The organism is Streptomyces sp. NPDC001153, assembly GCF_053598315.1.
Map to the genome: position 1 here is coordinate 85,425 of NZ_JBSFJZ010000026.1, position 18,087 is coordinate 103,511.

The window sequence follows — 18,087 nt, forward strand, 5'->3', positions numbered from 1 at the left end:
AGAAATCACCCACAGTGATGCGGAGTGTACGGTGCGGATACCCGCCGGTTCCATCGCCATCGCCTGCGCCCTCTCGGTGGCGCTCCTCGTCGCCGGCTGCGCCCGCCCCGGCGTCAAGGAGGCCCGGATCGTCGAGGACGTCTATCTCCTGCCCGCCGGGGCCCAAGGACCCGACCCCTTCACCGGGTCCACGGTCACCGCGCGGGCGACATCCGGTGCGGGGAGGGCCGATCCCGCCGCCACCGGACCGCCCGGCGCCGGGTCCTCCCCGCCGGCACTGCCCGCCGGGCTGGTCGTCGTGCCCCTGCCCGCCATCCGCGTCCTGTCCGGCGAGACCCCCGGCCTCTACAGCGGCACCGCCCGCGTCGCCGGCTGCGACGTCGAACGGCAGATCCGGTATCTGACGGCGGACCGGGCCAAGGCCGACGCCTTCGCCCGCTCGGCCGGTGTCCCCGCGAGAGGCCTTCGCGGCTATCTGCGCGGCCTGACCCCCGTCGTGCTGCGCGCCGACACCCGGGTCACCGACCACGGCTACCGCGACGGAGACGGCGTCGGATACCAGGCCGTCCTGCAGGCCGGCACCGCGGTCCTCGTCGACAACCGTGGGGTGCCCCGCCTGCGCTGCGCCTGCGGCAACCCGCTCGGGGCACCCGCACCGGCCGACGGCGCCGGCTTCGGGGCCCGCGGCAGCGCCTGGTCCGGCTACCGTCCGGGCCAGGTGATCGCGGTGAAACCGGCACCCCGGGCGGTCACCAGCATCACGATCGTCAACGCCGGGACACGCACCTGGATCGAACGCCGCATCGGTCACGACGTACGCGATGACCAGGTCGTACCCCCGCCCGCATGGGCCACCGCCGCGCCCGGGCGCGACCCCGGCCCGGCGGACACCGTCTCCCCGGGCACCACACCGCCGTACCCCACCCCGCCCGGTCCGCGGCAGAGCCGGCCGGGAATCCCCGTGGGCAACACCGGCGGCCCGTCCACGGCCGCCGCCCCGACGGCACCGGGCATGCCCGCCGGGCGGAGCACCCAGGCCCCCGGTACGGCCGGCCCGTTGACCCCACCGTCCCGCGATCTCGTCCCGCAAGCCCCAGGCAGCCCGGACCCGCCGTACGCGATCGGCCCGCCGGACGGGATCGGCCCGCCGGGCATGCCCGACGCCTCCGGCCCGCCCGGCCTCGGCGGACAGATCCCGGACGACGCACCGGACGCTCGCGCCGGCGCCGTCCCCGACACCACCGACCGCGATGCCACCGCGGACCTCCCCGGCGGCTGAGCCCCTCCGGCACCGGCCGCGCACGCCCGGAAGCCGCCCGGAGGAACAGGTCGAAGAATCGGATGAATCCTGGCAAGGTGGGCCCATGGCAGTTCGGGGAGCGAGTGCCGTGTCACTCCCGGAGGACTGGCCCGCCCACCCGGATCCGATTCTGGCGCTCAACCGCATGGGCAGCTTCGACTGGGACCTGGACACGGGTCTGTTCCACATGGACGCCCAGGCCCACGAGGTGTTCGACCTGCTGCCAGGGGAGTACGACGGACACCCCGAGTCCCTGTCCGTCCGGGTGCCGCAGCCCGAGGTGGCCCGGATGGACGCCATGGTGGCCCAGGCCATCAAGGACGGCAGCGAGAACTACGGAGGCTACTTCCGCATCCGCTGCCGTGACGGCAGCCTCCGCTGGACCCACACCCAGGGTTACATCCGCCGGGACGACACAGGCCGCCCGCGCCGGGTCGTCGGCATCGTCCGCGACGCCACCGAGGAACTCGCCGAGAGCGAGGTGCGCAGCCTGCGGGCCGCCCAGGACGAGGCGTTCCGCCAGCAGACCAACGTCGTCCAGGCCGTCTCCGCCGCCCTCGCCCACGCCCGCAGCGTCCAGGACGTCATCGACGCCCTCAAGGACACCAGCGGCATCCGCCATCTCGGCGCGGCCAGCCTGGTGATGGGGCTGGTGGAGGCCGGCCGCATCCGGCTGGTCGCGGAGGGACCGGTCGAAGCCTCGGTCCCCGGCACCCAGATCACCCGGATCGACGAGCCCTACCCGATCAGCGAGGTCGTCCGCACGCTCCGCCCGCGGTTCATCGAGTCACCGGAGGAGTTCGCCGCGGGCTACCCGATCCTCTGGCCGCACCTCACCGACCTGCACATCACCTCGGCCGCCTACCTCCCCCTGATCGCCCAGGCCCGCCCGATCGGCGGAATGGGCCTGCTCTACAGCGACCGGCACGGCTTCTCCACCGAGGAGCGCGCCGTCCTCGTCGCGCTCGGCAGCACCGTCGCGCAGAGCCTGCAGCGGGCCGTGCTCTACGAGCAGGACGAGGACCTCGCCCGGGGCCTGCAGCAGGCCATGCTGCCCCGCACCATCCCCAGCGTCCGCGGCGCCGACGTGGCCGTCCGCTACCGCGCCGGCACCGCCGCGGGCGTCCTCGGCCGCGACATCGGCGGCGACTGGTACGACCTGATCCCGCTGCCCGGCGGCCGGGTCGGCGCGGTCATCGGCGATGTCCAGGGCCACGACACCCACGCTGCGGCCGTCATGGGCCAGCTGCGGATCGTGCTGCGCGCCTATGCCGCCGAGGGACACACCCCGGCCGCCGTGATGGCCCGCGCCTCCGTCTTCCTGCACGAACTCGACACCGACCGCTTCGCCACCTGCCTGTACGCCGAGGCCGACCTGTCCACCGGAGTCGTGCAGGCGGTCCGCGCCGGGCACATCGACCCGCTGATCCGGCACGGCGACGGCAGGTGCTGCCGGGTGCCGGTCGAGGGCGGGCTGCCGCTCGGGCTGTCCGCCGAGTTCGGCCGGCTGGAGTACCCCGTCTCCACCCTCGAACTCGACCCCGGCCAGATCCTGCTGCTGTGCACCGACGGGCTCGTGGAACAGCCCGGCGCCGACCTCGACGACGGCATGCGCCGCCTCTCGGCGCTCGTCGCGGACGGCCCCGACGACGTGCGCGCGCTCGCCGACCGGCTGATCCAGATGGCCGAGGACCGGGGCGGCGACGACGACGTGGCGCTGCTCCTGCTGCGCCGGCGCGCCCCGGAGGCCCCGCCCGCGGGCGGCCGGCTCCAGCAGCACGTGGCACCCGGCGACGCGGACGCGCTCACCCAGGCCCGGCACCTGATCCGCGCCGCGGTCCGCTCCTGGGGCTACCGCGACCGCGCCGACGAGATCGAGCTGGTCGCCGACGAACTGATCACGAACGCGCTGATGCACACCGAGGGCTCCGCGATCGTGACCCTGCGGGCCCTCGACGGCGGCCACCGCAGACTGCGCATCGAGGTCGAGGACTCCTCCAGCGCCCTGCCGCGCCGCCGCGAGGCGGGGGAGGACGGCGTCTCCGGCCGGGGTCTGCTGCTCGTGGACATGCTGGCCGACGAGTGGGGCGTGGAGGCGCGCGGCAGCGGCAAAGCGGTGTGGTGCGAGTTCCGCCGGAGCACCTGAGCCGGCTCGGCGTGGGAGTTGTCAGTACCGGATGGCACTCTGGATTCATGCCGGAACTGCCTGAGGTAGAAGCGCTGAAGGACTTCCTCACCGAGCACCTGGTCGGCCGCCGGGTGGTGCGGGTGCTGCCGGTCGCCATCAGCGTCCTGAAGACGTACGACCCTCCCGTCACCGCCTTCGAGGGCGGCGAGGTGACGGCCGTGCAGCGGCACGGCAAGTTCCTGGACCTGGCGGCGGACAGCGGGCTGCACCTGGTGACCCACCTGGCCCGCGCCGGCTGGCTGCAGTGGAGGGACCGGCTGCCGGACGGCCCGCCCAAGCCGGGCAAGGGCCCGCTCGCGCTGCGCGTGGCGCTGGAGACCGGCGAGGGCTTCGACCTCACCGAGGCCGGCACCCAGAAACGCCTCGCGGTGTACGTCGTCCGTGATCCGCAGCAGGTCGAGGGCATCGCCCGGCTCGGCCCCGACCCGCTCGCCGCCGACTTCGACGAGAACCGCCTCGCCGCCCTCCTCAAGGACGAGAGACGTCAGCTGAAGGGCGCCCTGCGCGACCAGTCCCTGATCGCCGGCGTCGGCAACGCCTACAGCGACGAGATCCTGCACGCCGCGAGGATGTCCCCGTTCAAGCTCGCCGCCGCCCTGACTCCGGAGGAGACCCACCGGCTCTACGCCGCGCTGCGCTCGACGCTCACCGAGGCGGTCGACCGCTCCCGTGGCGTGGCCGCCGGGCGGCTGAAGACCGAGAAGAAGACCGGCCTGCGCGTCCACGGCCGGACCGGCGAGCCCTGCCCGGTGTGCGGCGACACCATCCGTGAGGTCTCCTTCAGCGACTCCTCGCTCCAGTACTGCCCCACCTGCCAGACGGGCGGCAAGCCACTGGCGGACCGCAGGTTGTCGAGACTGCTGAAGTAGTCCGCGTGCTCACCAGCGTTTGCTCACGACGTTGTAAGCGATGCTCATGAGCACGGCCAGGACGAGGACCGGCGCCGCGCAGCGCCTTGCCGTCGAGGTGAGGGAACGCGTGGTGCTCCTCACCCCTTGCGTGTAGCGCTTGCGCCGCACGCTCAGATCGTGCCGGGCGAGCGCACCGAGGAGGAGCGCGGCCACCGAGGTGATCAGGGAGGCGATGAGCGGATGGAGCGCGTGGTGGACGTGCATGAAGTACGCGAGATCGCCGGACTTACTGGCGTCCACCGCCGCGTACACCGTCGCCACGACGGACACGCTCCACATGATCACCGAGGTGACGGCGAGGGCCAGGGCGGCTGCCGCCAGGGTGGGGGCCCACAGGGCTCTGGCCGGGCGCGGGTGCGTGGGGGTCGGTGGCGGCACCACCTCGGCCGCGACCTGGACCACGGCATCGTCGGCGACCCCCTTCAGCGAGACGGCCCCGGTCAGCCGCCCCTCGGTGGATGCGTCGACTGTGACGGCCAGGCCGTCCGCGGACTCCGAGACGCGCAGCCACCTGCCCGTGGCGTGGGCGACGCAATGGCGGGCCAGCGGGATGCCCTGCAAGGTCAGGGACTGCTGCGGCACGGCGGCGCCCCGGGGGACCCGGCCGAAGTCCAGGCGGGCCGGGGCAGGCTTGAGGCGGGCCTCGTTCAGGGCGCCGAGCGCCTCGTCCGCCACCTGCCGGGTGTCGTCGCGGACCACGGCCTCCAGAGCCCGGCGCGCTCCTTCGGCTATGGAGAGGTCCGGGCTCCGCATACGGGCGTGGACGTCCCTGACGGCGCCGAGACGTGTGAACTCGTTCCTGCTGCGGAGAGCTTCCTGTACGGGGCGCGGGATGGGGACGGGGTCGATTCTGATGCGGCGGTGGCGGCTGTGCGCCAGATGCATGCTTCCCTGCATCTCGACGGTCTTGCTCGGAGTCTGGTTGGGGTTCTGGTCCTTCACGTGGGCGTAGACGTATTTGTACAGGTCGTCGAGCGAGATCTCACCGTCCTCGTCGAGGTCGGCATCGCCGGTTCTCAGGCCCTCCACCACCGCGTGGGTGAACACGGACGGCTTTTGGGCGCTGCCCTCGACGAGTTCGGTGTCCTCGAAGGAGTACTCCATGGAGTTCGATGCCGTGATGACGGCCCTGCCCCGCCCCCCGCTCGGCTTCTCGTCCGTGAAGGCGTCGAGGACGTGCACGTCCCGGTCGGCCTTCGTGGACGCCCCACGGGAGAAGGCGCCCGCGTAGCAGCAGTCGAGGAACAGCACGGTGCAGCCCGCGAACGTGCGGGACATGCACCGGTGGACGAAATAGGCCGGGGTCGTCGTGGCGTCGAGCAGTCCGAGCCGGGTGTCGCTGGCAGCGAAGTACAGTTCGCCTGATTCGTCCTTGATCCCGTGACAGGAGAAGTGCAGTACCAGCGTGTCGTCACGGCGGCGGTCCTTGAAGAAGGCCTCGATGCGCGTCTTCATGTCCTGGGCCGAGGCGTTCCTCAGGACATCCACCTCGAAGTCGCCGATCTGCGGGTTCCGCAGGACTGCGGAGAGGGCGTCGGCATCGAGCCCGGGCGCTCTCAGCTTCTTGAGGCCCTGATCCTCGTACGCGTCGTTGGCGATGATCAGCGCGTGCCGGGACTCGCCCATGTCTAGGTCTCCGTCGCGGAGTGCTTCCGGCGGAAGATCTCCCACGCCTCGGCCATCTGCTCGTCCGTCGCCGCCGAGATCTCCACGGTGTCCCCGTCCAGCGTCAGGGTCAGCGACGGCCGTGTGTTCCCGAACCGACCCAGCCAGTCACGGAGTACGGTCGCCATGTGGTTCAGGCCGGAGCAGGACTGGCCCAGGCCCACCAGCAGGGAGCCGACCAGAGCGACGTCCGCGCATCGTGTGCCGGGTGGCGCCTCTGAGGCGGGGGCCGCACGGACATCGTCGACCACACCGGCCGCGAGCAGTTCCTGACGCAGATAGCCGGTCAGCTGCTCGACACGCTCGGCTTCCGCCCCCTCCTGGGAGAGGCAGATCAGTACTTGGTTCTCCACCGGCTCAGCCCCTTCGTTCGTGCTCTGAGGGGCGGCGCGGAGCGGACCTTCACAAACTCCACGTCATCGTCTTCAGTTTCCGCCCACGGCCGCGCGGCCGCAAACCGTGTGCGGGGCCAGCTGATTGACGCTTCAACGGGGTGTTCTCAGTCGGCCTGGAGGGTCACCAGGTGCTGCCCGTCCTCGGTGCGCACGTCGTAGCGGGCGATCTCGTCGGGGTGCATCGTGGACGCTCCGAGCGTGGTGAAGGTGCGGGTGGCGTGGCCGGGTTCCATCCAGGTACCGGCGACCTCTTCGGAGCCGTCGCGGCCCACGACGACGAGCCGGCAGGCGTGCGGGCCGGTGCCGTCCTTCACCTTCAGCCGCAGCCGGCTGCCCGCGTCCCCGTCGTCGGCGGTGACCTCCGCCCACACGCCGGTCCCCGGATCGGTCGCCGCGGTGACGTGCGAGGCCGGCTCCTCACGGCCGGCGAAGGCCACGATCCCGGGACCGGCCACGGCCAGCACCACGGAGGCGGCCAGGCCGTACAGAAAGCGCCGGCGGCGCGCCCGGTGCCGTTGCACGACCTCGCCGAGCAGCCGGTCCAGCAGCCGGGGACCGGGCTGTGCCATGGGGTGCACGATGCGCGGCGTGGCTCGGCGGTACAGCATCAACTGCCGTGTGGCGGGACCGAATTCGGTCACCTGTGCCGCGCACTGAGGGCACTCCATGAGGTGGTCCTCGAAGCGGAAGGCTTCCGCCTCGTCCAGCACGCCGAGCGCGTAAGCGCCGACGTCGCGATGCCTTTCCAGGGACCTCATGCCGAATCCTCGTGCCGATGGGTGCGGGTGGGGTTACTCCGTGCACCCATCCGTACGCAGCCGACAGCCGAATCACTCAAGCCACCGCAGAATCCCGGACCAGAGATTCGGAGCCGCGCGGCCCTCGGATTGGTCCGATTCCGGAAAACTTCGGAAAGCCCCGGAGGGGCGGTCAGAACAGATGGATCGCGAGGTGCCCGAGGGGCAGCCCGAGGCGCCAGGCCGGCGTCCACACCTTCGGCCCGTCGTCCTCGCCGGCCGGCCCGCCGCCGCCCGGCACCGCGTCCAGGTCCGGCGCGAGCAGCTCGGTCTCCTCCAGCCAGCGCCAGGCGTCCACGGCGAGGGCCAGGTCGGGCGAACGCGTGCCGGACCGGTCGGCCCCTTCGGTCAGCTCGGCCATGCGCTCGCGCACCCAGTCCCGCCACGGCTGGTCGTAGGCGGTCAGGGAGAGCCAGTTCTCCAGCTGGGAGATCACCCGGATGCCGGACAGCTCCCCGTCGGTGTCGGACAGGAAGACGGTCAGCGCCAGCGCGTCACGGCCGGCCCGGAACTCGAAGGACGTCGGCGGCATCAGATCGCCGGTGCGCAGCAGCTCGTCGGCGATGTACTCGGCATACAACCAGGCCATGGGGACGACCAGTTCACCGCCGTCGGTGCCGTCCGTGCTCTCGTGCCCTCTGTGCAGCATCCCTTCCTGCCCTTCCTCCGGTACGTGCGCGTCGCCCGGCCCCTGGGTCGGGCCGCCCGCCCGGAACGCGGATGAGGACAGCCCATTGCCCGAACGGGGGCCACAGCAAGGCGCTTTGCCGAGGTTTGACCCGGCCTCCGGTTTCAGTGCAGGTCCGCCGCATAATCCGGAAGGACCCGGCGCAGCGCGCGCAGCGCGTAATACGCGCGGGACTTCACGGTACCGGGTGGAACGCCCAGGGTCTGCGCCGCTTCCGCCACACTGGCCCCGAGGAAGTACACGAGTACAAGGACGTCACGGTGTTCCGGCGTGAGCGTCTTCACAGCCTCCCGGACATCGAGCATCGCGGCGGCCCGTTCGGCGTGATCGGCGGTCACGCGCGCGCTCTCCGGGATCTCGGCGCCGGTCTCCCGGGGCCGGGCCTGCCGGGCCCGCCGGGCGTCGATCGCGAGCCGCCGGGCGACCGTCAGCAGCCAGGGCCGTACGGAGTCGAAGTCCTCCGCGTGCAGCGCCTCGGGATGCTGCCAGGCGCGCACCAGGGTCTCCTGGACCAGGTCCTCGGCGCGCTGCCGGTCGCCGTCGCAGAGCCTGAGCAGCAGGGCGAAGAGCGGTCCGCCGTGCTCGCGCTGGAGCGCGGCCAGTTCGTGCTCGGCGGTCGTCGTCCCGTGGGCCCGTGCCGCCGCCTTGTGGATCAGTGAGGTTCCGGCCGTCATGGCCGTATGGCAGCGCAGGGTGCGGCCGGGGGACAGGGCGCGCGCACGGCTCTGCGGCGGACGGTCGATCCCGTCGGCGAACGGTCGGACCGACGGTCCGGGACGGCGCCGGACGGGCTAATGACAGCACTCGGGCCGTTTATCCGATGAGTTGGATTCATACCCATATATGCGTCAACAGCTTTGTCGGTCGTACGACATCCCTGGGGTGAGCTGATGATCGGACGCAGACAACAGGTGGCACTCGCCCTCACCGCGGTCCTCGCGGCCGCGGCCGCGTGCCAGAACCACGAGCGACAGCAGTCCCGGCACCCGGCCCCGCCCGGAGCGGCGGCCCGCCCGCAGGCCGCCGGGGCCGAGCTCGTCCCGGACCGGTACGGCCTCGCGGCCGGTCATCGGGCGGGCCGCACCTCGGCCAGCGCCGAGCGCCGGTAGGAGTAGCCGAAGTAGATCACGCAGCCGATCACGAACCACACGGCGAACCGCACCCAGGTCTGCCACATCAGGAACGTGATCAGCCAGACCGAGAAGACGACCCCCATGGCCGGTACGACCGGCATCCACGGAGTACGGAAGGTGCGCGACAGGTCCGGCTGCCGGTAGCGCAGCACGATCACCGCCGTGCACACCACCACGAACGCCAGCAGGATGCCGATGTTGGTCAGCTCGGCCGCCTCGCCGATCGGGACGAACCCGGCGATGACCGCCGAGGCCGCACCGACGATCCAGGTGACGCGGGTCGGCACGTGCCGCGTCGGGTGCGTCTTGGCGAACCACCGGGGCAGCAGCCCGTCCCGGGACATCGCGAACCACACCCGTGTGACGCCCAGCATGAACGTGAACATCACCGTGAGGATGCCGATGATCGCGCCCACCGCGATCACGTCCGCGAGCGCGTTCAGACCCACCGCCTTGAACGCGCTCGAGAAGCCGCTCTCCGGGTCGATGTGCCGGTAGTCCTGCATGCCCGTCAGCACCAGGCACGCCGCCACGTACAGCACCATCGAGATCACCAGCGAGTAGATGATCGCCTTCGGCATGTGCCGCTGGGCGTCCTTGGACTCCTCGGCGGCCGTCGACATGGCGTCGTAGCCGAACACGGCGAAGAACACGGTCGCCGCGCCGGTGAAGGCGCCGCCGATGCCGAACGGGAAGAACGGCTGGTAGTTCGCCGAGTCGATGTGGAACACGCCCACCCCGATCACCAGCAGCACCACCAGGACCTTCAGTACCACCACGAACGTCTCGAAGCGGGCCGCGCTGCGGATGCCCAGGTTCAGCAGCCAGGCGATCAGCAGGCACAGCACGACCGCGAACAGGTCCACCCGGTGCCCGTCCCCGGTGCCCGGCGCCCCCAGCATCCAGTGCGGCAGCTTCGCGCCCATCTCCTCGACCAGGAACCCGAAGTAGCCCGAGATGCCGATCGCCACCACGGCCACGATCGCGGTGTACTCCAGCAGCAGGTCCCAGCCGATGAACCAGCCCGCGAACTCGCCGAGCACCGCATAGCCGTAGGTGTACGCCGATCCCGCCTTCGGGATCAGTCCGGCGAACTCGGCGTACGACAGCGCCGCACAGGCGCTCGCCACACCGGCGACCAGGAACGACACCACCACCGCCGGCCCCGCCGTGCCGTTGGCGACCGTGCCCGCGAGCGTGAAGATACCGGCGCCGATGATGCCGCCCACCCCGATCGCGGTGAGCTGCCACAGCCCGAGCGAGCGGTCCAGCCGGGTGCCCTCGCCGACCTCGGTCTCCTCGATGCGTTCGATGGGTTTGCGGCGGAGAATCCCCTCGCCCGCGCGGAGCCTGGCCATGCGCCTCACCTCTTCGCCGACGGCAACGGCTGACGGCGGATCATGATGGCTCAGGGGTGTCGGACAGGGAAGACGCCACGCACGGCCCGGGCGGGCGTCGAGGCGCGGGCCGCGGGCCGGGCGGGGCCGGGCCGGCAGCCGCAGCCGGGCGGTGGGGCGGCGCGCAGGGCGGCGAGCCCCTGTAGCACGGCCTCGCCATCGCCGTGCCTCGGCGCACTGCCCGGCTCCCGGGTGGCCCGCCCGCCGGCCCAGCGCGCCGTGGGGCCCGGCCATGGGGCTCTGCGGCCGCCCTCACCGGAATGCCGCTGCCGGCGACCCCGCTGCTGCTGTGGGCGCTCTACGGGACGACCGTCACCGGCCAGCGTCCCGCCTTCACCAGCCGGATCGCCACCGAGCCGATGATCCGGTGACCGGCCTGTTCCGAGGCGCCCACGATCACCGCGTCCGCCTTGAGCTCGTCGGCCGCCTTCACCAGCCCGCTGTAAGGGTCGCCGCGGAAGGTGTGGAACTCCCAGCGCACCTCGAATATCCCCTTGACCCGCTCGGCCGCCTCCCGGATGTAGGTGACCAGGTCCTCGGCGATCTCGTCGGTCGTCTCCGCCACCGGCGCCCCGAGCGCCGCCCCGGCGGCCAGCACCGGCTGTACGTACACCACGGCCAGCAGTGCGTGCTGCCGCCGGGCGAGCCCGCCCGCGTACGCCGCGGCACGCAGCGAGGAGTCGGAGCCGTCCACCCCGACCAGGATGACCTTCGGCCCGTCCGTACCTCGCTCGAACTGGTTCGAGGGTGTGTGCGAGTGCTGTTCCGTCACGGTGGCGAGGCTATCGGAATCCCCTGTTCCTGCAGAGCCGTGGGGCGTCCGGCGGGTGCCGTGCGGCTGTCGGGTGGGCGGTTGTCTGGCCGGGGCGGTCGTGGGCTCGGCGGGTTGTCGGGCCGGGTGGTGGGGCCTGGCCTGGTCGGGCGGACCGTGGCGGGGGCCGGGCCGCCGTCGGCCGACGGCCCACGTCGGGGCGCCGTTCGGGCAGGCGGCGCCGGGCGGTGTGGGCTTGAGGCCAGGGGTGGCGGTCTGGTGGGGCTTGTGGCCAGGGCTGGGGCGGTCCGGTGGTGGGGCTGGTGGTTCGCCCGCTGAGGTGGCCTCGCGGGGCGCTTGTCGTTCGGGGGTTGGCGCTTGTGGCCGGTGCGATCGGTGCGGGCAGCTCCTGGGTGGCGCGCGTGCGTCGGCTCGGCGGGTGGCATGCCGGGCTGATGGCCTGGCCCCGCCCCCGTCCCGGTGGGGGCGACGCCGGTCTCGCGGGCCGCTCCGGTGCGCGGGACGTCGGTCTCCCGGGCCGTCCGGCCCCCCGCACCCGCCTCTGCGTGCGGGATGCCGGGCTCCCGGAGCGGCCCCTGCGTGCGGGACGTCGGCCGCCCGCAGTCGCGCCCCCGGCGTCCCTGCCGTCTCAGTACAGGGGACGCCGGTCTCCCGGGGGCGCCCCCGGCATCCCCTCGACGGGCGAGCCGCGCGAGCCCTTCCTACAGTCGGAACCATGACCGCCAGCGCGGAGCCCGCCGCACGGAGGGACCCCACGGCCCCGATACGCCCGCCCGCCGGCGGGCGGCTCGGCTGGGTGCCCGAGGCCTTCGCGACGCTCTTCGCCGCGCTCGGCCTGCTGTGCGCCCTGCTCGCGCTCAGCGAACCGCTGCGCGACCTGCTCCGCCCGGTCGTGCACGCCCTCGACCTGCTGCTCCTGCCCATCAGCGCCAACCTGGCCTACGCCGTCTTCCTGTTCCTGCTGGCCGGCGCCACCGCCGCCCGCAAGAAGGTCGCCTGGTGGCTGGTCGTCGTCTATCTCGGCCTGGTGGTCCTCACCGACGCGCTCGGCGTGGGCCTCGGCATGTACGCCGAGTCTCTGCCGTCCCTGGTGCTGTGCGGTCTGCTGCTGCTCCTGCTCGTCGTGGCCCGCGGGGAGTTCTACGCCGCCTCCCGCCACGGCGCGGTCTGGCGGGCGCTCGCCGTACTGCTGGGCGGTCTCGTGGTGGCGATTCTGCTGGGCTGGGGGCTCGTCATGCTGTTCCCGGGCACGCTCCCGGCGAACCAGCACCTGGCCTGGGCGGCCGACCGGGTGTGCGGCGGGCTGGTCTCCAGCCGCTCCTTCTCCGGCCACCCGCCCCGCCAGGTCACCTTCGTGCTCGGCCTGCTCGGCGCCCTGGCCCTGCTGAACGCCGCCGCCGCACTGTTCCGTTCCCAGCGCCTGGAAGCCGCCCTGCACGGCGACGAGGAGGCCCGGATCCGCGCCCTCCTGGCCGCCTACGGCGATCGGGACTCCCTCGGCTACTTCGCCACCCGCCGCGACAAGGCCGTCGTCTTCTCGCCCAGCGCCAAGGCCGCCGTCACCTACCGCGTCGAGGCCGGCGTCTGCCTGGCCAGCGGCGATCCCGTCGGCGATCCCGAGGCCTGGCCGCACGCCATCGCCGCCTGGCTGGACGTGGCCCGCCGGTACGCCTGGGCGCCCGCCGTGATGGGCGCCTCCGAGGACGGCGCCCGCGCCTACGCCCGCGCCGGCCTCGGCGCCCTCCAGCTCGGCGACGAGGCGATCGTGCAGGTGGCCTCCTTCGACCTGGACGGCCGGGACATGCGGGTGACCCGGCAGGCCGTGCACCGCGTCCGCCGTACCGGTGCCACCTGCCGCATCCGCCGGCACGCCACCCTCACCGAACGGGAGATGGAGGAGATCGTCGACAAGGCCGACGCCTGGCGCGACACCGAGACCGAGCGCGGCTTCTCCATGGCCCTGGACCGGCTCGGCGACCCCGCCGACGGAGACTGCCTGCTCGTGGAGGCCCTCGGCGAGGACGGCCGGCTGCTCGCCCTGCTCTCCTTCGTGCCCTGGGGCCGCGACGGCGTCTCCCTGGACCTGATGCGCCGTGACCGTGCCGCCCCCAACGGGGTCATGGAGTTCATGGTCGCCGAGCTGTGCGCCGCCGCCCCCAAGCTGGGCATCCGCAGGATGTCGCTGAACTTCGCCGTCTTCCGGTCGGTCTTCGAGGAGGGCGCCCGCATCGGCGCCGGGCCGGTCCTCAGGCTCTGGCGGCGCCTGCTGCTGTTCTTCTCCCGCTGGTGGCAGCTGGAGGCCCTGTACCGCTCCAACGCCAAGTACCACCCGGACTGGTACCCACGGTTCATCTGCTACGGCGACACCGCCGCCCTCGCCCGCATCGGCCTGGCCTCCGGCATCGCCGAAGGCTTCGTCTCCGTACCGTCGTTGCGCAAACTCTGGGGAAAGGGGCACCCGAAGGCCGGGCAGCCGCCCGCCACCACGGCGGGGCTGCCTCCGCTGACGGCGCTCGGCCTCGAGGGAGGGGACCAGGCCGGGACCGCCGCACCGGGCGCCGGCCTGCCCGACCAGGTCCGCGTCCGGCACCACAAGCTCGACCGGCTGCGCGCCGACGGCACCGACCCCTACCCGGTCGGCGTCCCCGCCCCCACCCACGCCCTCGCCGACGTGCCCCCCGACGAGGACGTCACCGTCGCCGGACGGCTCATGCTGGTCCGCGACTTCGGCGGCATCGTCTTCGCCGTGCTGCGCGACTGGTCCGGTGACCACCAGATCGCCCTCACCCGCGAGCGCTCGGCCGCCGCCCTCCACCGCTTCACCGCCGGCACCGACATCGGCGACCACATCACCGCCACCGGCCGCACCGGCCTCAGCGACAAGGGCGAACCCACCGTCTTCGTCACCTCCTGGCAGCTCACCGGCAAGTGCCTGCGCCCGCTGCCGGACAAACGCCGCGGCCTCACCGACCCCGAGGCGAAGGTCCGCCGCCGCTATCTCGACCTCGCGACCAGCCCCGCCGCCCGCGCCGTGATCCGGGCCCGCTCCGCCGCCGTACAGGCCCTGCGGCAGGGCCTGCTCGACCGCGGCTTCGTCGAGGTCGAGACCCCGATGCTGCAGCAGATCCACGGCGGCGCCAACGCGCGCCCCTTCACCACCCACATCAACGCCTACGACCTCGACCTGTATCTGCGCATCGCCCCCGAGCTGTACCTGAAGCGCCTGTGCGTCGGCGGCCTGGAGAAGGTCTTCGAACTGGGCCGCACCTTCCGCAACGAGGGTGTCTCCTACAAGCACAACCCCGAGTTCACCATGCTGGAGGCCTACCAGGCGTATGCCGACTACGACGTCATGCTCGACCTGACGCGCGAGCTGATCCAGGGCGCGGCGACCGCAGCCTTCGGCTCCCCGGTGGCACGCAAGGGCGGGCAGGAGCACGACATCTCCGGGAAGTGGCCGGTCAGAACGGTCTACGGCGCGATCTCCGAGGCACTGGGGGAGGAGATCGGCCCCGGTACCGAACTGCTGCGGCTGCACCGGCTGTGCGACCGGACCGGAGTGCCGTACACCGCCGACGACGGACCCGGTGACATCGTCCTGGAGATGTACGAGCGGCTCGTCGAGGAGCGCACCCAACTCCCCACCTTCTACAGGGACTTCCCGACCGACGTCTCCCCGCTGACCCGGCAGCACCGCAGCGACCCGCGGCTCGCCGAGCGCTGGGACCTCGTCGCCTTCGGCACCGAACTCGGCACCGCCTACTCCGAGTTGACCGACCCGGTCGAGCAGCGCCGGCGGCTCACCGAGCAGTCGCTGCTGGCCGCCGGCGGCGACCCGGAGGCCATGGAGCTGGACGAGGACTTCCTGCAGGCCCTCGAGTACGCGATGCCCCCGACCGGCGGCCTCGGCCTCGGCGTCGACCGGCTGGTGATGTTCCTCACCGGCATGACGATCCGGGAGACCCTGCCGTTCCCGCTGGTGCGCCGCCGCTGAGCGTCCGGTCCCCGGCGGGGGCCGGGAGGCGGTGCACCGGCCCCGGCGCTGGTCCGTCCGGGTGTATTCCCGCCGCCGCACCAGTGTCGTTGTGGTGCGCCGGAGTCCGGTGGGGCGAGTGATGAGTCATGCAGAAGGATCAGTTGCTGACACGGCGCCGGATGCTCCTGGGCGGTGCCGCCGCGCTGGGGGCGGCGGGCGCCGCCGGGGCCGTACTCGCGACTGGCGCCGAGGACGGCGCCGGGACCGCCGCCCCCGCGCCCGGACCGCAGGCCCGTCAGGTGCCCAAGTCCTCCGCCTTCCGGCTCCAGCCGCTCACCGGCTACGGACCGCCGCGTGCCGCGCCGCACCGACTGAAGGCCCGCAAGGAGCCCATCCTCCGGATCTCCGGGCGCGGCCGGAGCATGATGCTGACCTTCGACGACGGCCCCAACCCGGACTACACCCCGCACATCCTGGACACCCTCGCCAAGTACGACGTGCGGGCCATGTTCTTCGTGTGCGGCGAGTGCGTCGTCGACAACAGGGAGCTGGTGGTCCGGATGGCCGACGAAGGCCATGTCGTGGGCAACCACACCTGGACGCATCCGCTGCTGACGACCCTCGACCGCAAGCAGATCCGCTCCGAGATGAAGCGCACCAGCGACGTCATCGAGGACACCTACGGCGAGCGCCCGCAGTGGTTCCGCGCGCCCTACGGCGCCTGGAACCGGGCCGCGTTCCAGCTGGGCGCCGAGCTGGGCATGGAGCCGATGGCCTGGACGGTCGACACCACCGACTGGACGGAGCCCGGCACCGGCACCATCGTCGACCGGGTGGAGAGCGGCGCCGCCCCCGGCGTCGTGGTGCTCTCCCACGACGCCGGGGGCGACCGGTCGCAGACCGTCCGCGCGATCCGTGAATGGCTGCCCCATCTCCTCGACTCCGGATACCGGATGACCGTGCCGCCGCGCCGGCGCGTATGACGGTTTCCCGGGTCTTCGCCCGCCCGGCCGCGGTGGCTTCAGTTCACCCCGACCAGACGGGCGAAGACGACGACGTTTCCGTCGTAACCGTTCTTCCTGGAAAAACCACCGCCGCAGGTGATGACCCGCAGTTCCGGTGTTCCCTTCGAGCCGTAGACGCGGTCCCCCGGAAAACCGCTCTTGGAGAAGACCTCGACACCATAGGTCTCGAACACCGCGGTCTTTCCGTCCTTGCGCAGGACCTCGATCCGGTTTCCCTTCTTCAGGGCCCCGAGCCCGTAGAACACGGCGGGGCCCCGTTGGTTGTCGACGTGCCCGACGATGACGGCGGTCCCCTTCTCGCCGGGGGATACGGCACCGGTGAACCAGCCCGCCAGGTTGGGATCCTCCGGCGGCGGCGCGGCGACCCAGCCGGCCGCGTCCAGTCCGACGGGCATGACCGGGGCGTTCACCTGGATCGCGGGGATGCGGACCCGGTTGGCGGCCGAGAACCCGAGCGACGTCGGAACCGTGGAGAAGGTGCCCGCGCCGACGCGGCTGTCCGGGGCCGCAGCCGAGGCGGGCTGCGGCGGACCGATGTCGAACTCACCCGAACCATTCCGAATGAGCGCCAGACCGGTCAGCAGAACCAGCGCTATGACGCCCCACGGGGCGCGCCTCCTCCGCCGCTCCTCCTCTTCGGCAAGCCCGGGCAGCCCGTACGCAGACATTCGCCATCCCCTCTCGACGCGGCCTCGCCACGGTCATCGCGCATGGGAAAACGCTAAGTCCCGCGCGTGCGGCGGGCGACGGGACGACTGGCGAACGGGTGGCCCACGGGCCTTTGTGGTGCGCCATCCGAGTTGCCGTACGGAGAAAATTTCTGACGGTCCGTGACCTGCAGCAATATGCGATTATGTGCTTTTCGCGCGGCCTGTTGGCTCACCAGGACGGACCATTCTCGACATGCGGGCGTGTTCCGCACCCCCGAGGGTCTTCCCGGGAGGCGTTTTCTCGCCGATCGACCGGGGACGAGCCCCGGGCGCCTCCCGCGGAGGAACACATGCGAAACCAACGCGCCCTGGCGGCCGCGTGCGCCGCGGTCGCCGTGCTCGGGCTCGCCGCCCCCGTGTCCGTCGCGGACGGCACGGGCAACGGCGGCAACCTCAACAGGCACCCGGTCTTCAACAACCACGGAAACGTCAACCGTTCGAACGACAACAACGACAATGGGGAGCAGGGCCGCGACGCGGGCCGGGAGGAGGACTCCGGCCCGGGCGACGACAACGGGAGCGGCGGCCGGGGCGGCGACAGCAGCCGTGCCGACGACTTCAGCCGCGGCGGCGACTCCGGCCGGGAGGAAGGCTCCGGCCGGGAGGAGGGCTCCGGCCGGGAGGAGGGTTCCGGCCGGGAGGAGGGTTCCGGCCGGGAGGAGGGTTCCGGCCGGGATGACGACTCCGGTGACCGTGGCGACGGCAGCCTGAGGAACATCGTCTCCAAGCCCGGCGTGCTCCCGGCCGGCGGCCGGCTCGCCGTCAGCGTGGACGGCTGCCACGGCGGCACCATGTCCTCCCGCGCCTTCCCCACCACCGACTTCAACGACTTCCGCGACGAGACCGCCCGCGGCACCACCGAGATCGACCGCGACGCCCCGCCCGGCCGGTACGACATCACCATCCACTGCGGCGGCCGTACCCTGGTCCGCCCGGCCGCGTTCACCGTGCTCGGCGGCGTCCAGGGCGGTGTCGGCGGCAGCAGGTCCAGCGGCGCCACGCCGGCCGACGTGGCCATCGGCGCCGGACTCGTGACCCTGGCGGTCGTCGGGGGCGGCGCGTTCTGGCTGCGCCGCCGGAACGAGAAGCGGACCTGACGCCCCGGTCGCCCGCCGGACGTCAGGCACGGC

15 protein-coding genes are annotated in these 18,087 nt (G+C 72.5%); 7 read left to right on the top strand and 8 right to left on the bottom strand.

Features of this window, described 5'->3' with window-relative positions; genetic code table 11:
- The first annotated feature begins 31 nt into the window (after positions 1 to 31).
- The 3 genes from ACWDEN_RS27770 to ACWDEN_RS27780 all read left to right on the top strand — a co-directional run bounded on the left by ACWDEN_RS27770 (position 32) and on the right by ACWDEN_RS27780 (position 4,357).
- Positions 32 to 1,279: a DUF6777 domain-containing protein gene (locus ACWDEN_RS27770; protein WP_450860403.1), complete on the top strand. Its 1,248-nt coding sequence runs from the start codon at positions 32 to 34 to the stop codon at positions 1,277 to 1,279.
- Between the two features lie 85 nt (positions 1,280 to 1,364).
- Complete coding sequence (locus tag ACWDEN_RS27775) at positions 1,365 to 3,446, top strand: SpoIIE family protein phosphatase (protein WP_351612857.1); 2,082 nt, start codon at positions 1,365 to 1,367, stop codon at positions 3,444 to 3,446.
- Positions 3,447 to 3,493: 47 nt separating this feature from the next.
- Positions 3,494 to 4,357 (top strand): Fpg/Nei family DNA glycosylase, encoded by an 864-nt coding sequence (locus ACWDEN_RS27780; RefSeq protein WP_450860405.1) that lies wholly within the window; start codon positions 3,494 to 3,496, stop codon positions 4,355 to 4,357.
- Between the two features lie 9 nt (positions 4,358 to 4,366).
- On the opposite strand, the gene ACWDEN_RS27785 is transcribed toward ACWDEN_RS27780, so the two are convergent.
- The 5 genes from ACWDEN_RS27785 to ACWDEN_RS27805 form a co-directional block, all read right to left on the bottom strand.
- Complete coding sequence (locus ACWDEN_RS27785) at positions 4,367 to 6,025, bottom strand: caspase family protein (protein ID WP_450860407.1); 1,659 nt, start codon at positions 6,023 to 6,025, stop codon at positions 4,367 to 4,369.
- 2 nt (positions 6,026 to 6,027) lie between these two features.
- Complete coding sequence (locus ACWDEN_RS27790) at positions 6,028 to 6,417, bottom strand: hypothetical protein (RefSeq protein WP_450860409.1); 390 nt, start codon at positions 6,415 to 6,417, stop codon at positions 6,028 to 6,030.
- A 146-nt stretch (positions 6,418 to 6,563) separates the two neighbouring features.
- The gene (locus ACWDEN_RS27795; protein WP_450860411.1) at positions 6,564 to 7,217 is read right to left on the bottom strand and encodes a zf-HC2 domain-containing protein; all 654 of its coding nucleotides are present in this window, start codon (positions 7,215 to 7,217) and stop codon (positions 6,564 to 6,566) included.
- A 172-nt stretch (positions 7,218 to 7,389) separates the two neighbouring features.
- Positions 7,390 to 7,905: a hypothetical protein gene (locus tag ACWDEN_RS27800; protein WP_450860413.1), complete on the bottom strand. Its 516-nt coding sequence runs from the start codon at positions 7,903 to 7,905 to the stop codon at positions 7,390 to 7,392.
- A 143-nt stretch (positions 7,906 to 8,048) separates the two neighbouring features.
- Positions 8,049 to 8,618, bottom strand: a complete 570-nt coding sequence (locus ACWDEN_RS27805) for a sigma-70 family RNA polymerase sigma factor (RefSeq protein ID WP_450860415.1) — start codon at positions 8,616 to 8,618, stop codon at positions 8,049 to 8,051.
- 216 nt (positions 8,619 to 8,834) lie between these two features.
- On the opposite strand from ACWDEN_RS27805, the gene ACWDEN_RS27810 reads away from it, so the two are divergent.
- Entirely contained in the window at positions 8,835 to 9,053 is a 219-nt protein-coding gene (locus tag ACWDEN_RS27810) for a hypothetical protein (RefSeq protein WP_351612876.1), read from the top strand.
- Here ACWDEN_RS27810 and ACWDEN_RS27815 read toward each other — a convergent pair.
- Positions 9,011 to 10,435, bottom strand: a complete 1,425-nt coding sequence (locus ACWDEN_RS27815) for an amino acid permease (protein ID WP_351612878.1) — start codon at positions 10,433 to 10,435, stop codon at positions 9,011 to 9,013. The two genes, ACWDEN_RS27810 and ACWDEN_RS27815, sit on opposite strands and share 43 nt — an antisense overlap.
- Before the next feature lie 337 nt (positions 10,436 to 10,772).
- Positions 10,773 to 11,246: a universal stress protein gene (locus tag ACWDEN_RS27820; protein WP_351609829.1), complete on the bottom strand. Its 474-nt coding sequence runs from the start codon at positions 11,244 to 11,246 to the stop codon at positions 10,773 to 10,775.
- 715 nt (positions 11,247 to 11,961) lie between these two features.
- On the opposite strand from ACWDEN_RS27820, the gene lysX reads away from it, so the two are divergent.
- Together lysX and ACWDEN_RS27830 are read left to right on the top strand one after the other, a co-directional pair.
- A complete protein-coding gene (lysX, locus tag ACWDEN_RS27825) occupies positions 11,962 to 15,240 on the top strand; it encodes a bifunctional lysylphosphatidylglycerol synthetase/lysine--tRNA ligase LysX (protein ID WP_450860417.1) in 3,279 nt (1,092 codons plus the stop codon).
- Between the two features lie 128 nt (positions 15,241 to 15,368).
- The gene (locus ACWDEN_RS27830; RefSeq protein ID WP_450860418.1) at positions 15,369 to 16,205 is read left to right on the top strand and encodes a polysaccharide deacetylase family protein; all 837 of its coding nucleotides are present in this window, start codon (positions 15,369 to 15,371) and stop codon (positions 16,203 to 16,205) included.
- Between the two features lie 38 nt (positions 16,206 to 16,243).
- Here the strand turns inward: ACWDEN_RS27830 and ACWDEN_RS27835 are convergent, their stop codons facing one another.
- Entirely contained in the window at positions 16,244 to 16,915 is a 672-nt protein-coding gene (locus ACWDEN_RS27835; RefSeq protein ID WP_450860419.1) for a class F sortase, read from the bottom strand.
- A gap of 332 nt (positions 16,916 to 17,247) precedes the next feature.
- Between ACWDEN_RS27835 and ACWDEN_RS27840 the strand changes: the two genes are divergently transcribed.
- On the top strand, positions 17,248 to 18,054 hold the full coding sequence (locus tag ACWDEN_RS27840) for a hypothetical protein (protein WP_351609819.1): 807 nt from the start codon (positions 17,248 to 17,250) through the stop codon (positions 18,052 to 18,054).
- The last annotated feature ends 33 nt before the right edge of the window (positions 18,055 to 18,087 follow it).

Bases quoted from the DNA above. Each gene is read 5' to 3' on its own strand.
- ACWDEN_RS27800 (WP_450860413.1), bottom strand. From the start codon at position 7,905: ATGCTGCACAGAGGGCACGAGAGCACGGACGGCACCGACGGCGGTGAA.
- ACWDEN_RS27785 (WP_450860407.1), bottom strand. From the start codon at position 6,025: ATGGGCGAGTCCCGGCACGCGCTGATCATCGCCAACGACGCGTACGAG.
- lysX (WP_450860417.1), top strand. From the start codon at position 11,962: ATGACCGCCAGCGCGGAGCCCGCCGCACGGAGGGACCCCACGGCCCCG.
- ACWDEN_RS27815 (WP_351612878.1), bottom strand. From the start codon at position 10,435: ATGGCCAGGCTCCGCGCGGGCGAGGGGATTCTCCGCCGCAAACCCATC.
- ACWDEN_RS27805 (WP_450860415.1), bottom strand. From the start codon at position 8,618: ATGACGGCCGGAACCTCACTGATCCACAAGGCGGCGGCACGGGCCCAC.
- ACWDEN_RS27810 (WP_351612876.1), top strand. From the start codon at position 8,835: ATGATCGGACGCAGACAACAGGTGGCACTCGCCCTCACCGCGGTCCTC.
- ACWDEN_RS27795 (WP_450860411.1), bottom strand. From the start codon at position 7,217: ATGAGGTCCCTGGAAAGGCATCGCGACGTCGGCGCTTACGCGCTCGGC.
- ACWDEN_RS27780 (WP_450860405.1), top strand. From the start codon at position 3,494: ATGCCGGAACTGCCTGAGGTAGAAGCGCTGAAGGACTTCCTCACCGAG.
- ACWDEN_RS27835 (WP_450860419.1), bottom strand. From the start codon at position 16,915: ATGTCTGCGTACGGGCTGCCCGGGCTTGCCGAAGAGGAGGAGCGGCGG.
- ACWDEN_RS27840 (WP_351609819.1), top strand. From the start codon at position 17,248: ATGCGAAACCAACGCGCCCTGGCGGCCGCGTGCGCCGCGGTCGCCGTG.
- ACWDEN_RS27775 (WP_351612857.1), top strand. From the start codon at position 1,365: ATGGCAGTTCGGGGAGCGAGTGCCGTGTCACTCCCGGAGGACTGGCCC.
- ACWDEN_RS27830 (WP_450860418.1), top strand. From the start codon at position 15,369: ATGCAGAAGGATCAGTTGCTGACACGGCGCCGGATGCTCCTGGGCGGT.